Source organism: Flavobacterium anseongense (assembly GCF_021608185.1).
GTDB lineage: Bacteria > Bacteroidota > Bacteroidia > Flavobacteriales > Flavobacteriaceae > Flavobacterium > Flavobacterium anseongense.
The window spans coordinates 20,282-37,043 of sequence record NZ_JAKIHN010000007.1; the positions used below are offsets into that span (position 1 = coordinate 20,282).

The 16,762-nt window shown below is 33.5% G+C and carries 11 protein-coding genes; 6 read left to right on the forward strand and 5 right to left on the reverse strand.

What is annotated here, in order from left to right; genetic code table 11:
* Window positions 1-22 precede the first annotated feature (22 nt).
* The 5 genes from L1S35_RS10355 to L1S35_RS10375 form a co-directional block, all read right to left on the reverse strand.
* A complete protein-coding gene (locus L1S35_RS10355) occupies window positions 23-3,154 on the reverse strand; it encodes a glycoside hydrolase family 2 TIM barrel-domain containing protein (RefSeq protein WP_236400367.1) in 3,132 nt (1,043 codons plus the stop codon).
* A 280-nt stretch (window positions 3,155-3,434) separates the two neighbouring features.
* Window positions 3,435-6,263 (reverse strand): triple tyrosine motif-containing protein, encoded by a 2,829-nt coding sequence (locus L1S35_RS10360; RefSeq protein ID WP_236400369.1) that lies wholly within the window; start codon window positions 6,261-6,263, stop codon window positions 3,435-3,437.
* Between the two features lie 108 nt (window positions 6,264-6,371).
* Window positions 6,372-7,802 carry a T9SS type A sorting domain-containing protein gene (locus tag L1S35_RS10365; RefSeq protein WP_236400370.1) on the reverse strand — a complete coding sequence of 477 codons (1,431 nt, stop codon included), beginning with the start codon at window positions 7,800-7,802 and terminating at the stop codon, window positions 6,372-6,374.
* 142 nt (window positions 7,803-7,944) lie between these two features.
* Window positions 7,945-9,282: a T9SS type A sorting domain-containing protein gene (locus L1S35_RS10370; RefSeq protein WP_236400372.1), complete on the reverse strand. Its 1,338-nt coding sequence runs from the start codon at window positions 9,280-9,282 to the stop codon at window positions 7,945-7,947.
* A 470-nt stretch (window positions 9,283-9,752) separates the two neighbouring features.
* Complete coding sequence (locus L1S35_RS10375; protein ID WP_236400374.1) at window positions 9,753-10,691, reverse strand: alpha/beta hydrolase; 939 nt, start codon at window positions 10,689-10,691, stop codon at window positions 9,753-9,755.
* Window positions 10,692-10,877: 186 nt separating this feature from the next.
* On the opposite strand from L1S35_RS10375, the gene L1S35_RS10380 reads away from it, so the two are divergent.
* From L1S35_RS10380 to L1S35_RS10405, 6 genes are read left to right on the forward strand one after another with little or no spacing between them, the layout of a single operon-like run.
* Window positions 10,878-12,323: an MFS transporter gene (locus L1S35_RS10380; RefSeq protein ID WP_236400375.1), complete on the forward strand. Its 1,446-nt coding sequence runs from the start codon at window positions 10,878-10,880 to the stop codon at window positions 12,321-12,323.
* A 32-nt stretch (window positions 12,324-12,355) separates the two neighbouring features.
* Window positions 12,356-13,195, forward strand: coding sequence for a 5-dehydro-4-deoxy-D-glucuronate isomerase (gene kduI / locus L1S35_RS10385; protein ID WP_236400377.1), 840 nt, complete (start codon window positions 12,356-12,358; stop codon window positions 13,193-13,195).
* Window positions 13,196-13,199: 4 nt separating this feature from the next.
* Complete coding sequence (locus L1S35_RS10390) at window positions 13,200-13,985, forward strand: gluconate 5-dehydrogenase (protein WP_236400379.1); 786 nt, start codon at window positions 13,200-13,202, stop codon at window positions 13,983-13,985.
* 17 nt (window positions 13,986-14,002) lie between these two features.
* Window positions 14,003-15,403, forward strand: a complete 1,401-nt coding sequence (gene uxaC / locus L1S35_RS10395) for a glucuronate isomerase (RefSeq protein ID WP_236400381.1) — start codon at window positions 14,003-14,005, stop codon at window positions 15,401-15,403.
* A 3-nt stretch (window positions 15,404-15,406) separates the two neighbouring features.
* The gene (locus tag L1S35_RS10400; RefSeq protein ID WP_236400383.1) at window positions 15,407-15,745 is read left to right on the forward strand and encodes a cupin domain-containing protein; all 339 of its coding nucleotides are present in this window, start codon (window positions 15,407-15,409) and stop codon (window positions 15,743-15,745) included.
* A gap of 9 nt (window positions 15,746-15,754) precedes the next feature.
* Window positions 15,755-16,759 (forward strand): sugar kinase, encoded by a 1,005-nt coding sequence (locus L1S35_RS10405; protein ID WP_236400385.1) that lies wholly within the window; start codon window positions 15,755-15,757, stop codon window positions 16,757-16,759.
* Window positions 16,760-16,762: the final 3 nt, after the last annotated feature.

The following is a 16,762-nucleotide window of genomic DNA, read 5'->3' on the forward strand; positions in this document are numbered from 1 at the left end:
TCATTTTATTTTTATTACTATTTTATTTTCCTATGTTAATATGCACATATGTTCTAATTTCCCATTCACTACCGTTAGGGAATCCAACCGGACTCACGATAGGTTCTGTTATAAATTCTCCGGAGGTTTGATTTGGACTGTAACGAGGAGAATATTGGTCTAAAGATCTCCATGTTCCCATTATTCCAATTTTTGTGTTTGGTAAAACGAACCAATTTGGTTTTCCTACAGATGTTGATAAATCTAACATTAGTTGGAGTGGGTATGTTAAATTAAAGTCACGATGGTAGTCAAATGGTCCCCAATCGTTAAACTTGATTGAACTTGTTAGTTTAATTTTTCTGTAAATTAATCTGATATCACCACCAGCTCTATTTATTGTTCTTTCAGAATCCCCATTAGCTTGTCCATTTCCAAAATAAAAATTTCCGATAATGCCAAGATCCGGAGTTAGTTTTGAAACTATTCTGGTATTTGATTCCCATAAATTTTGAGCAGGCGCAGATTTAGCAAATGCAAAAGCAGTACGATTGCTGAGGAATCCAATTGCAGCATCTTGCGTTGTAGGTAAATTTCTGTATACAAAACCTGTGCTTACCGCAAATTTTGCATCTTCAACCATATCGTTATTCCATTCATACATCCATGTTGCAGGAGTAGGGTCGTAGGTTAATAATAATTCTCCTCCAACAGTTTCTCTATTCGCTCTAACCACAAATGGGTCATCTTGAACGTTACGCAATCTTCCGGGTGCATTTACATCATTTGGCATAGCTTCAACTAGTGGTTTTTGCCATAAAAAATTTGGTGCGATTTGAAAGTTTGAATTAACATTATAAGTAAATCCGGTTAAGAAGTTCATTTGATTTCCGCTTCCGGTATCTTTCAATCTCCAACCTGTGAAAGTTTGAACATTATCGGCACCACCATTTGCAACCAATCCCATAATTGCACCTTGTGTGTAAACATTAAACCTTCCTTTTGAGAATGTTAATTTAGCCTTCCCTCCCCAATTGTCGCCATTATTAATTTTGTCGTTATAAACTGTGTAGTTTCCTGGTGTAGTTTCTTCAGCATATTGAAAAACTCTGCCGTTTAATGGTTGTCCACCCCAAATACCTCCGAACTCTATACCTAATGAACCAACTTTAGTTTTAAGATGTAAAGTCGCTCTTCTGGTTTTTGGTAACGGAATAGCTATAGATGTTAGCGCTGCACCAGCATTTGCAACATCTTCATGATAAACTGCAGTGGCATCAAAGGCACCAATTTTTTTACTGTACTTTAACAATAATGCAGGGTTTGCTCCCCACCAAAGTTGCGGTCCGAAAGCTGCTTTAAGTCCATTTAAACTTCTTTTACCATCTATCTCTAACCCGAGAGTTTCTCCGTTGTATATGTCTAAATTTGGACCGTAATTAGCTTCAGGATATAAGGCAAAAAAATCACCTTCATATCCCCAATGATAATGACCGGTTCTGTAAAATCCTCTTAAATCAAAATCTTTGTCATTCCAAGAGTAAGAAGCATTGTAAATTTGTACTCTGTTGTTATCATTAATTTCAACAGGTCCATCTGGGGTGTTTACTGTTTGTGTGCGCCCTCTATTTTCATAAAATATTTCATTTATTGGATTTTCTGCAACACGACCCAAAATATTCACATTCACATTAGCTTTCATATTTGGAGCAGGATTTCCTTCGACACCAATAAAATAAGATTGCATATGATCGAAGCCTAGCTTATTTGGATAGTTATTTGTTTCTGGATCATCATTTTTTGGAGTTGTAATTAAACTTCCTCCGGTATTAAAAGTGGTGAATTCAGCTCTTAAATTACTGATTTTCAATATTTCATTATCATTACCTCCTAAAGCAGCTTTATCGCCTCTTGCTCTTAAAACAGCATCCATTAAATTTACATTATTGAAAGCTCTGTTTATAGTTTCATTTGTTGTTCCTTGTTCATAAGGATTAACTCTATGAACTTCTTTTAGGGCATAATATGCTGCGCGAGGATATAAATCATATAAGCCTCTTGAATTTGTTGGACCTTTTGCACAAATCCCAAACCATTCCTCGTTCATATTATTTTGGCCTTTAATAAAATCATTTAAATAGCCACCATTAGACCATGAAGCATTATCATCATGTATTTCTAAATTTTTTGTTTGACCATATTTCCACCACCCATCGCTAAATTGAAAAGTAAAACCTCCAATTGAATTGCCAACTTTACCCATACCTGCTGCATTTTCATATATCTCTTTCCAATTACCAACCATGTAGTAAGCTTGTGATTTTTGATCTTCAGCATTTTCTAATACATTAAAAGCATCAGCTCCGAATTCAGTAAATAATATTGGTTTATCTATTTTTTCTTTAACTTTTTGGAAGGCATCTCCGAAAGACACTCCGCGATACATATTAACCCCCAAAATATCAATGTCTTTACATTCTTCAGCGATAATATCTAAGAATAGTAAATCTCCGTTACAAATTGCAATAGGATGCGATTTGTCGATTTTTTTCATTTCAACTACTGCATCATTAAACAGCTTGTACATATCTTTAGATCTTATAGTAGATTTTCTATCTTCCATAGGAATGTCTTCTGTTTCAGCGCCATCCCAAAATAAACCATAGTTATTTTCATTCCCTAAAAGAAATAATAAAACACCGGGAGTATTTTTATACTCTTCAACCATTTGTTTAGTTTCTTTTAGTAGTAATTCTCGAGTTAACGGGTTTGAATATTCTGTATTAGGAACCCAGGTTCCGTTTAAGGTTAAACCATATCTACCAAAAGAGTGATTTAACATAGTGCGAATTCCGTATTTTTCATATATATATTGAATCCATTTTGGCTGAATCCCTGTATATTGTCTCACAGCATTTACCCCCATGTTTTTTAATAATGACATCTCGGTATCGAGAGCAGCTTTAATGACATCATCAGATTGTTTCCACAAACTGTAATTGTAGTTGGTACCAATCGGAAAATAATCCCAGTTCATACCGTTGATTATAAAATCTTTACCGTTGACAACTAGTTTTGTTCCTTGAGCATTTTTTTCAAGTGAAACCTTATCAGCTTGAGCATGAATAGTTGATGAATAACTCCAAAGAATTAGAAGTAAAATAATTTTTCTCATATGTTAATATTGATTATTGGTTTTGAAAAATTTTAAAATTTGATTTAGTATTAATTTTCCATTATAAAAATAGATTTATAAATTATAATAAAATCAAAAACAACCACAACAAAAAACATACATCGCAATATTTTTGCATGTTATTTGTCATTTTTATAGAAAAATAGATTAATTATGAATAAATTAAATCGCATTAATTTAGTTATTATTACTATTGAAAATCAAACTACAAGCTTATTGTTGTGCTTTTGTATAGGTAAATAGCCAAAATTTGTATAGGCTATATATTTAAAATGTATTCAACTAAGCCTTGTTCGTGTGGTAAATCCATTTTTTTACGTAAACGATATCGTTTTATTTCTACACTTCGAACAGAAATATTAAGTAATGGAGCAATTTCTTTGGAAGACAAATTCAATCGTAAATAAGCACAAAGTCTCAAATCATTGGGTGTAAGCAACGAATGTGCCTGCTTAACTTTTTTCAAAAAGTCTTTATCTGCACTATCGAAAGCATCTCTAAATAAATTCCATGAATCCTCTTCGTTAATGTTTTGAGTAATCGTAGAAATTACTGATTTTAAGCTACGATTACCTTCTTCGGAAGTTTTATTTAAATCCTCTTTAATTAAAGCTAATAGTTTGTTTTTTTCTATCAAATTCATAGTAGAGACTGCTAACTCTTTATTCTTACTATCAACATCTTTAGTCAATTGTTCATTTTTCAGCATCATTAATTGTCTAGAGTTTTCGAGCTCATTTAATTCCAGTAAAAGATTATTTTCTTCTATTAATTTTTCTCTTTGTCTTTGATAATAAATTTTATACTTTTTGTTTATAAAATAAGCCAAATAGAGAATCAATAAAAAATAAACAAATAAAGCTAAATTAGTTGCGTACCAAGGTTTTAATATAGTAAATGAATAAACTGCAACATTTTCAGGTAAAGAATTAGCTATTTTAGCTTTTACCTTAAAAGTGTATGTGCCTGGAGATAAATTTTTAAAATTCACAGATGATTTTGAATCCCATTCGCTCCATTCATATTGAAGCCCCTCTAATAAATATTGGTATTCTGTATTGATATATTTATTATATTCCGGAACAGTATAACTAATAGTTATGTTATTTTCATCGTGCTTAAATTCTCCCTGATCAGTGGTAGAAGCATTTCTGACATTTTCGTTAATTTTATTACTGCTTACAGCAGTTATGGAAACGCTGTAGTTTTTAAAACTTAAATCATCAATATTTAATATATAATAACCATCAGTTGTACCAATTAAATATTCCGAATCCGATATTTGGTTAATGTTTTCGTATCCTAACATTGAATTGTTAAGAGATGTTGGGATTGGAATTACGTTCTTTTTAAGTTGCTTACTTAATTTACTTGAAGAAAAATAAATGATGTAATTTTTAGTGAATACCCATATTTTATTTGACTTATCAAGAATCAATTTTCCGGATGTATATTCGTCTTTGTCAAAAATGGCTGATAAAACTTTATCTTTTGTAAAAGTCTTATTTTTATTTAACTTATAAATTCCATCCTTGTTAGCATACAAAATGGAATTATTAAAATTGATTAAACTTGCATTTTTCCCTTTTTTTGGATTAGTATAAGTAAATACTTTCTCAGCTTTTTCAAACATATTGTTTGTTTGAAATCTGAAAACCCCTTTATATTCGTGACTTATATAGAATTCTAAATCTGTTGTCACACCAAAATTTTTAGCCGAATAATCAAATCCTTTAATCTTATTTTTATAGACCCATTGATTATTCTCTTTTTTCAAAACAGAAATCCCAAAATAATTTCCCTGAAACAATATATCTTTTCTACCTGGCATGGGTTCGAATTTCCATGTTCCGGATTGGTAGAAAATATTATTCGAACTATCTTCATTAATTATAAAAGTACCTGAGTCATGTCCACAAAAAAGTGTTCCGTCATGTTGAAATAATGACCAGACTTGACCTTTAGTACCTGATACAAATTTGAATTGCCCTTCTCTTTGAAATGGTTTGTAAAACAATCCTTGATTTGTCCCTATGTATAATTTGTCTTTGTAAACAATAGATGCATAGATAGTTCCCAGAATTCCGGTATTGTCAGAAAAACTTTTTATTGGTGTTTGAAGATTGACACAATTTATTCCATTGTCGGAACCAATCCATAAATTTTTATCAATATCTTCAAATAGAGAAAGCGCTGTATTATTGCTTAATCCTATATTTTGGGTTATATGAAATCTTAAATTCATTTCTCTTGAAAGTATAAAAATCCCATTAGAAATAGTTCCTAATACGAATCCACCATCTGAAAGTTTTTGGCTGCTATATACACTACTCGATTGTAAATCAGAATCAATAGGAGTATTCTTTTTTGTAATTAAATTATTAGACAACTCGTAGAAACCATTACTCTGTGTTAAAATGAGTATGCCGTTATTTGATTTAAAAATACCTTTAACTTTATTTTGTAGTATAATCTGATTATTTGAAAGTAGTTTACTTGACCCATTTTCAATCTCAAACAATCCTTCTGAAAAGGTTTGATAATACAATCCGTTTTCGGTTTTGAATGCTTTTAGAATATTACTTTTTGGAGTAATTATTGAAAATTTATTCAGTTTGGTATCATAAACATATATTCTGTTTAATGATTGAAATAGAACCCATTGATCAAATTGAAGTATGCCCCAAAAATGTTCATCATCAAGAATTTTATTTTTAATACTATTGCTCAACGAATAATATTTTAACAGCCCATTCTTTTGACGTTTCCAATAGCCAAATTCCATGTAACAACCGGTATAAATTTTATCATCTATTACCTTAACTGACCTAATTATTGTTTCATTAGGAGACTGATAAAGTGTCCAATTGGAACCATTAAATTCTAACAATCCTTCATTATTCGCAAAAAACATATAATGATTAGCATCTTGAGCTATCATCCAGTTTTGATTACCGGCAGCATAATTTGATGGTGAATACTTAACAATTGGCGGAAGCTCTTGCGCAAGAAGAGGAATGCTTAAAAATAGAGTTATCGCTATTCTAGAAAAATATCTTTTGATGTATGTTGATTTTTGAGTTGTCATAGTATTACAATATACGAAAACAAAGAATAAATTTATGGATTGTTATGTAAAAATAAAAAAGAAGAGCACAAAATCTCTTTTGTGCTCTTCAAAACTAATTAACTTAATTTATTCCTTGATAAATCTTGTTGAAGAAACGTTTCCATTAATAGAAGTTTTTACAACATAAACCCCAACTTGCAAACTAGCAATATCAAGAGTTACTAACCCGCTTTTAGGGGTTTGTGATATCACTTCTTGTCCCAAAAGGTTGAAAACTGAGACTTTTTCAATAGTCATTGCTGATTCGATGTTTAAAACATTGGTAGCAGGATTTGGATATAATCTAACATTTGAAGCTTCAAAATCTTCAGTACCTAAAGTAGTGTTTTTGTGTAAATACAGGTTGTCATAATATACTGTTCCTAAATCAGAAGTTATAACGAATTGAGCAAAATCAGAAACGCTAGGACAAGCATTTCCTGGTGGTGTATTAATACATTGGAAAGCAGTAAGAGGTAAATCTATTGAAATCCAAGTTCCTTCTGAACCACTTGTTAAAATGTTGGAATTATTTGCAGAGTATTGTAAAGCATTAGTTTCTCCTCCAGTACCATTCCAGTTAGAGAATTTGAAATTAAAACTTTTATCTTGAGTTGGTGTAGCTGTCCAAATATCCATATGAAAGCGAGTAAACCCAGTGGCATCGAATCTTCCTGCTAAAAAGGCTACTCCTTCACATCCTAAACCAGTAATTTTATTGGTATTATTTCCTTCAATTTGAACTAAAGTTGTATTAGCACCACACCAAGAAGTGTTGAAGGTGTTATCGTTGCCCGTGTAACCAATAGTTGTTACAGGTGTATAGCCAACAAGAGCATCACAAAATAATGATTTTACATCAGCAGCAGGTCTGTTTGGAGGAGTTGGTGCTGCAGTAGTAGGAGCTGGTACTACAGGAGGAGTTCCAAGCGGACCTTTAATATTATCAACGTAAAAAGTTCTTGCAGGTGTCGGACAAACTGTTGGAGTAAAGAATGCAGTTCTTCCTGTTTCCCAATAGGTATGAATTACAAAACCAGCGTAAACCCCATTTGCCGGCGCTGCTTGTCCGTCTAATGAAGTGTCAAATGTAAATGAAATTGTTTGCCAAGTGCTGCCACCAGTATGCGTTGCAGAAGCTGCGGATATAGCTGGACCACCGGTTCCGCCAGTAACTTTTACTAAGAAAGTGATAGGAGTGTCAGAAAAAACATCCATTGTCATTGTTTTGGTAGTTGTTAAATTGACAAGAGATGTTAGCGTTAAATTTACTCCTTGCCAAGGTTCGCATGCAGGGTTTCCAACGATTTTAAGAACTTTTGTTGTATTTGTACCAGTTCCATCTTCAACAACAGGTGTAGGCACGACGTTAGCGCCTATATCGCCAAAAGTAGATCCTACACTTCCAGTTTCTCCTGGTTCAAACCCTAATAATTGGTCTTGTGAATATCCAAATGATGTCAAAAATAATGTTAGTGCTACTAAAATTATTTTCGTATTTAAAATAGTTTTATTCATGATTATTTTTTTTAATGATTATTATTTGATTTTTATGCTTGTTTAATCCCAATATTTTATTTTAAATACAACGGATATTTAAAAAAAGAGGAATTTTCGAAAGTTTTGAAAATTCCTCTTTCGTAACCTAATTAACTTAAACTTATTCTTTTATAAATCTTGTTGAAGATACATTTCCGTTGATAGAGGTTTTTACAACATAAAGTCCAACTTGTAAACTAGCAACATCAAGAGTTATTAGCTCAGCGTTTGGAGATTGTGAAATAACTTCTTGCCCCAAAAGATTATATACTGATACTTTTTCAATAACTGAAACTGATTCAATGGTCACAACATTGCTAGCTGGATTTGGATATAATTTAATAGCGTTTGCAGCAAATTCATTAGTACTCAAAGGAGCTCTCCAAATGTAGAGATTATCATACCATATGACATTATTTAAGTTACTTGTAACTCCAAATTCATGCATAATTGGATTACTTACTAAATTTGAAAGTTGGGAAGGAGAAAAAGCTCTATCGAAAGAATACCATGTACCAGGCACTGGAACAGGAGAAAGACCATTAATGTCAATAGGAATTTCTACTTCAGCCGGACCGCCACCTGTATTAGGAACTATTTTTAAGTTAAACACCTTTCCAATTAAATTTGTTCCAGTTGCAATAAAGAAATCAACATGTATATTAGTAAAACCACTAACATTCTGCGTAGCTGAAGGAAAAGTAATTCCTTGACAAGCATTACCTTTGTATGCTAAGACATTGTTGGCAGGACCACCTGCTGTAGTAGCTTGTACTGCATTGGCGCCACACCATCCCGCATCTAAATTTATAGGCGAAATACTAGTGTAAGCATCACTATAAATAGAAACTACATCAGAAGCCGCTCTAGCTGGTGGTACAGGAGAATTAACAGTTGGAGGCGAAATACATGGAGCGCAAGAACCACCACAATCAATTCCAGTTTCAGTACCATCCTGAATACCGTTTGCACAAGTATTTACAATTTGAGTAACAGATACATTATCAATAAATACAAAACCTAAAGCTGCACCCATGTCAAAAATGACTCTGTCATTAACAGCGTCTCCGTAGTTAATGGTGAATTGATATGTAAATGTTTGGGCGGTTGCAGTTAAAACTGGTGTTGCAGTTAAAGCTGCATACGGAGCATTATCTTGACCAAGGCCAACGACCATTGTACGTGTACCAGTAGTAGCATCAGTGAATGCATCAAATTTTAATTCATACGTTAGACCACTTGTTAAAGTAACTACTTGGCTCAAGTTAACGTCATATGGATTACCTACAGATGTTACTTGAGCTTGGTTGACCCAATTCAATCCGCCTAAGTCAACAACATTTGCTGCATTTCCGTACCAAGGTGCGGCCGTACCGGTTTGAAAATCTCCATTAGTTACAATTTGTGAATGAGCAAGTGTACAGAAAATTAATAATAGAAATAAAGTAATTTTTTTCATCTTTCATTTTTTTTTGAGTTATAGTAACAAATGTAAAGAGTAATTGATTAAAATGATTTTTATCAAACTATATAAAAACTATACAAGTTAAAAATAAAATAAAATCTTTTTAAATAGTTTCAAAGTAGCATATTATATGGCTTTAAAAGGTGATTGCATAAAAGTTATCAACATTTAATGTTGTGCTAATGTTGTGGTAAAATATAAAAAAAAGCCATGAAACAGCAATTTAGCCATTGTTGTTATTATATATTATTAACATGTTTTTTTTACTTAATAAAAAAAAAAGAGTTTTTTTTTACAAATTATCTAACATAAAAATATTTCAATTAGCTCTTTTGAAACTTTTGACTTATGTTAAAAATTATAAATTTTGCAGAATAAAAAGCCAAAAAGTTGAAGTCACAGCACCACCAAATTGTGATACTTTTTAATCGGGATAACTGTGGTACTTTGCCAAAAATGTAAAATTACAAATAGTGGCAACTCTTCAGCCAACGAATGCAATCGTCAGTCCAATGAGAGCTCGTTCCTTGAACACCCAAACCAAATCCGTGACCGCCATTTTCATAAACATGCATTTCTGCCGGAGCATTATTCTTTTTTAATGCTAAAAAATAAACGATGCTGTTTTCAACCGGTACCGATTTGTCATTAGCAGCATGAACAAGAAAAGTAGGAGGCGTATCTTTATTCACAGAAAGTTCACATGAGAATTTTTGGATAGCTTCATCAGTTGGATTTTCTCCCAATAAATAATTGCGGGAGCTTTTGTGTCCAATCTCATTTTTCATACTAATTACGGGATAAATCAGCAATGAAAAATCTGGTCGGGCACTTATAGTATCACTTTTAGGATATGTGTTTTCGTTATAATGAGTTGAAAGTAAAGCCGCTAAATGTCCGCCAGCAGAAAACCCAATTACTCCGATTTTATTTGGGTTAATATTCCAAGTGTTTGCATTTCGTCTGATAAGTCTCATTGCTCCCTGAGCATCTTGCAGAGGTCCAATGCTTTTGTCATTCATAATTTTATCACTTGGTAAACGATACTTTAAAACAAAAGCGGTTATCTCTAAAGAATTTAGCCATTGAGCAATTTTCTTACCTTCTTTTAAAATTGATAAATGATCATAACCGCCACCTGGAAAAATTAGTATGGCTGTTCCATTTGCTTTTTTTGGTTTGTAAACGGTCAATGTTGGTACAGAAACATTAGTGACACTTTGAAGAATTGTATCTTTATAAACTTTGTTTTCCTGATATTCGGTATTCTTTATTTCGTTCGGAATGGGAGTTGTCCATAGTGGGATAATTTCAACCTGCGCTATACAATTTGAATTTAAACTTAAGATAAAAAATATAATCGAAAAATGTAACAAATTCTTGTTTATCAGCTTGCTATTCATGTTTAAATTTTTCTAAATCCTTAATATTGGTGTTATTTTTTTAAGATATGTGTTTTTTTTAATAATAAATTTAAAATTATTTTTAAATTATTTGCGTTATAATTATAATAAAATTTATATTTGTGCAATCGATTACATTAATTCAGGTGTAAATATAAAAGTACTTTTCAATAAAATATTATTCTAATGGAAGAAAGAAATAAAGTTAACGGTAATTATCGATGGGCAATTTGCTCGTTATTATTTTTTGCAACTACAATTAATTACTTAGACAGACAGGTATTGTCATTGACGTGGAAAGATTTTATTGCTCCTGAATTTCATTGGACTAATAACGATTATGGAAACATCACAGCTTTATTTTCAATTTTTTATGCGATATCTTTATTGTTTGCCGGAAGGTTTGTAGATGTATTAGATACAAAAAAAGGATTTCTTTGGGCTATTGGAGTTTGGTCAGTAGGAGCTTGCTTACACGCTTTTTGTGGTATAGCAACGGCTGGATATATTTCAGGGGATTGGTTTGTGAGCTTTGAAGGAGCTAAAGATATCATTAGTACCGTCAATGATACAGGAATGGTAATTTCTGTCAGTGTGACCTTGTTTATCTTTGCCCGTTTTATTTTGGCGGTTGGTGAAGCAGGAAATTTTCCAGCAGCAATTAAAACAACAGCAGAATATTTTCCAAAAAAAGACAGAGCTTTTTCTACCAGTATCTTTAATGCCGGTGCTACTGTTGGCGCATTGTTAGCGCCATTGTCTATTCCGTTTATTGCCGAAGCATATGGCTGGGAAATGTCGTTTATTATTATAGGTGCTTTAGGTTTTGTTTGGATGGGATTTTGGGTTTTTATGTACGATAAACCGGAAAGGCATCCTAAAGTGAGTCCGGAAGAATTGGCTTATATCCAACAAGATATTTTAGCAGATAGTAAAATAGAAGGATATGTTCCTGAAACTGCTGATAAAGTGTCTTTCGCGGCTTGTTTTAAATACAAGCAAACCTGGGCTTTCGCTTTTGGAAAGTTCATGACAGATGGTGTATGGTGGTTTTTCTTATTCTGGACGCCGGCTTATTTAAGCTCTGTTTACAATATGGATTCTACACAAGCTGCTTTACCATTGTTTGTTTTATATGCAATTACATTGCTTTCTATTATAGGGGGTTGGCTTCCGACTTATTTTGTTGAGAAAAAGGGTATGAATCCCTATGAAGGCAGAATGAAAGCCATGTTGATTTTTGCATTTTTTCCATTATTAGCATTAATAGCTCAGCCATTAGGGCACTATACCTATTGGATACCGGTAATAATAATTGGTATTGCTGGTGCTGCACATCAATCATGGTCAGCTAATATCTTCACAACAGTTGGTGACATGTTTCCCAAAAAAGCCATCGCTACAATTACTGGTATTGGAGGATTAGCCGGAGGTCTTGGGTCAACACTTATCAATAAAGGATCAGGTGTATTATTTGATTATAGTAAAGATACTGATATGAGTTTTATGGGCTTTCATGGTATTGAAGCCGGATACTTTATCATCTTTTCTATTTGTGCGGTTTGTTATTTAATCGGTTGGTCTGTAATGAAAACTTTAGTTCCAAAATATAGCCCTATAACTGATTTATAGAAGATTAAAAATAAAAAGAATAAATATTACAAATGACAAATTTTGAATTCAGATATGCATCCAATCCAAAAGATGCAGCTAAATATAATACTGAAGAACTAAGAGAACAGTTCTTAATTGACAAACTGTTTGTTGAGAATCAAATCCAACTGACGTATTCTATGTACGACAGATATATAGTAGGAGGAGCCATGCCTGTGGGCAAAAGTTTACCATTGGAAACTATTCCCTATCTAAAATCAGAAAACTTTCTGGACAGAAGAGAACTTGGAGTAATTAATGTAGGCGGTAAAGGAACAGTTAGTGTTGACGGAGAAGTATATGTATTGGATAAAAAAGAAGCACTATATGTTGGTCGAGGCGCGAAAGAAGTTTTGTTCTCAAGCACTGATGTTGCAAATCCGGCTTTGTTTTATATCAATTCAGCGCCAGCGCATAAACATTTTCCAAACAAAAGAGTAACCAAAGAAAATGCAGAAATTGTTCACTTGGGCGAAGAGAAATTTGCCAATAAAAGAATTATCAATAAATTAATAGTAAACAGTGTTGTTGAAACCTGTCAACTGCAAATGGGATTAACGGAGCTTTTAGAAGGCAATATTTGGAATACTATGCCGTCTCACACTCACAACAGACGCATGGAGGCTTATTTCTATTTTGACTTGGAAGCTCCGCAAACCATCTGCCATTTTATGGGTGAACCACAAAATACGAGACACATTTTCATGCAAAACAATCAGGCAGTTTTATCTCCGGAATGGTCAATACATTCAGGTGCCGGAACAGCAAACTATTCCTTTATTTGGGGAATGGCAGGAGAAAATTTAGATTATGGTGATATGGATATTGTAGCACCAAATGAATTAAGATAAGAACATGAATTTATTCGATTTAAAAGGTAGAAGAGCATTAATAACAGGAGGAACACACGGTCTCGGAATGGCTATGGCTGAAGGTCTAGCCAGTGCAGGAGCAGAACTTGTAATTACAGGAACGACACCTTCAAAAATGAAAGAAGCATTGGATTATTACGCAAGTAAAGGATTCAAAGCTTCAGGATATTTGTTTGATGTTACCAATGAAACAGCTGCCGCTGAAAATGTTGCTTTAATTACCAAAGAACTCGGAGATATTCATATTCTGGTAAATAATGCCGGAATTATCAAAAGAGAACCTGCTATATCAATGGCTGTTGCCGATTTCAGACAAGTCATAGAGGTAGATTTAGTTGGACCTTTTATCATGTCTCAATTGATAGCAAAACAGATGATTAAAAGAAAAGAAGGAAAGATTATCAACATCTGTTCTATGATGAGTGAGTTAGGCAGAAATACGGTTTCTGCTTATGCGGCAGCAAAAGGCGGATTGAAAATGCTGACCAAAAACTTAGCGACTGAATGGGCTAAACACAACATTCAGGTTAACGGAATCGGCCCGGGCTATTTTGCCACATCTCAAACAGAACCAATCCGTGTTGATGGTCATCCCTTCAATGAGTTCATCATTAGCAGAACACCGGCAGCACGATGGGGAAATCCTGAAGATTTAGCCGGAGCAACCATTTTCTTAGCTTCAAAAGCAAGTGATTTTGTTAACGGACAGATTGTATATGTTGATGGTGGAATTTTAGCTACCATTGGTAAACCTTCAAACGAAGATTAATATTTTATAGATTTATAATGAGCGCAAATTTCATAAACGATAACTTTTTATTAGAAAATAAATACGCAGAAGAATTATACCATAATTATTCTAAAAATCAACCTATTATTGATTATCACAATCACTTATCGCCTCAGCACATTGCAGAGAATACGATTTTTGATAACATTACAAAGGTTTGGATTAATGGAGACCATTACAAATGGCGAGCCATGCGAACGTTAGGAGTAAATGAGCAGTTTATTACCGGCAATGCAACCGATAAAGATAAATTTTTGCAATGGGGAAAAACGGTTCCGTATACCATGCGTAATCCTTTGTATCACTGGACTCATTTAGAGTTAGCCCGTTATTTTGACATCTATGATTTATTAAACGAAAAATCTGCGGAATCAATTTATGAACAGGCATCTGCCAAAATAAACTCTGCGGAATACAGTACACAAAATTTACTTAAAAAAGTAAAAGCCGAATTAGTTTGTACTACCGAAGATCCAATTGATGACTTAGCGTATCACAAGCAATTAGCGTCAAGTAATTTTGGAGTAAAAGTTAGCACCGCTTTCCGACCAGATAAAGCAATCCTGATTTCAAATGATGGCTACAACGCATACATTGATACTTTGGGCGATGTTGCCGGAGTTTCAATCAACACGTATTCAGATTTACAGTCAGCTTTAAAAAACAGAATCGAATATTTCCATGCCAATGGCAGCAGACTTTCTGATCACGGTTTGGAACATATTTATTTTGAAAACTTTACCGAAAGCGAAATCAATACCATCTTCAAAAAGAAGAGAGAGAATAAGGAATTGAGTTCTGAAGAAGCCTTGAAATTCCAAAGTGCGGTTTTATTATTTTTATCTGAAACCTATCATGAATACGGTTGGGTGCAACAATTTCACTTAGGCGCTTTAAGAAATAATAATGCCCGTATGCACAGAGTTTTAGGTCCGGATACAGGTTGGGATTCTATTGGAGATTTTTCACAGGCACAAAAATTATCATCCTTTTTAAATGCTTTGGACAGCAAAGATAAATTGACAAAAACAATTATTTATAATCTGAATCCGGCAGACAACGAAGTGATGGCAACCATGATTGGGAATTTCAATGATGGAAGCGTAAAAGGAAAAGTGCAGTTTGGCTCGGGTTGGTGGTTTTTAGATCAAAAAGACGGAATGACTAAGCAATTGAATGCCTTATCTAATATGGGATTAATAAGCTGTTTTGTCGGAATGTTAACAGACTCACGAAGCTTTTTATCGTTCCCGAGACATGAATATTTCAGACGTATTCTTTGCAACCTTTTGGGAGATGAAATCCAAAGAGGTGAATTACCAAATGATATGGAATGGATTGGAAAAATGGTAGCGGATATCAGTTATAATAATGCAAAAGAATATTTTAATTTTTAAGTTATGTTGGCAAGCGATGTTTTTTTTAAGTATTTAAAAACCGAATGGGAATCTGTTGATGATAAGATTCAGAGACAGATTGTAGGTTTTGATGATAAAGTGATGATGGTGAATGTACGTTTTGAAAAAGGTGGAGTTGGTGCTTTACACAATCATCCTCATTCGCAAGTAACACATATAGCAGAAGGTAAATTTGAAGTAACCATCGGTGAAGAAACAAACGTATTGGAAAAAGGAGATTCTTTTCATGTTCCGTCTGAAGTATATCACGGAGTAGTTTGTCTGGAAGCCGGAATGTTGGTAGATGTTTTCAGTCCAATGAGAGAAGATTTTGTACAATAAGAAAAAGCGATGAGTAAAGTCGTCACATTCGGAGAAATATTATTAAGGTTGTCACCGCCTAGTTATTTAAGATTAACACAGGCAACATCCTTCGATTTATATTATGGATGTGCCGAAGCTAATGTGGCAGCTTCTTTAGCCAAATTTGGAATTCCGGTAACATTTATTACATCAGTTCCGCCAAATGAATTAGGAGAAGCGTCAATAAGTATGTTGCGCTCTTTTGGAGTAAATCCAATTGTAACTACTCAAGGAAAAAGATTAGGGATTTATTATTTTGAACAAGGTGCTTCCGAAAGACCGGGAAAAGTAGTTTATGACAGAGAAGATTCTTCGTTTTCAATGTTAAGAAAAGGAATGATCGATTGGGAATCGATATTTAAAGATGCAGAGTGGTTTCATTGGTCTGGAATTACACCTTCGCTTTCGCTGGATTTAGCAGAGTTATGTGAAGAAGCTTTACTGGTAGCAGATAAAATGGGATTGACAATTTCAGCTGATCTCAATTATCGACCTACACTATGGAAATACGGAAAAAACGCCAATGAAGTGATGCCAAATTTGGTGAAATACTGTGATTTATTATTAGGAGGAGCAGATGAAACTGAAAAGGTTTTAGGAATTGAATATAATGAAAATGATACTCAGGAAGCCATTTTTGCGAGTTGGATGAAAACTTTTCCAAAGCTAAAAAATATTGTTACAACCCAAAGGATTCAGGCAAATGCCTCTTCCAATGGTATAAGCGCTTCGTTTTGGGATGGAAAAAATATGTTGCAATCACAAAAATACAATGTATCTCATATTATTGACAGAATTGGAGCAGGAGATGCATTTATGGCAGGAATTATATACGGATTATTGACATACGAAGAAGATTATCAAACTGCCTTAGAGTTTGCTGTTGCCGCTGCCTGTTTAAAACATTCCATTTCGGGAGATATTAATTTGGCAACCGTAAAAGAAGTTGAAGCCTTAATGCACGGTTTTGGTGGAGGCAGAGTTTCAAGATAAAAT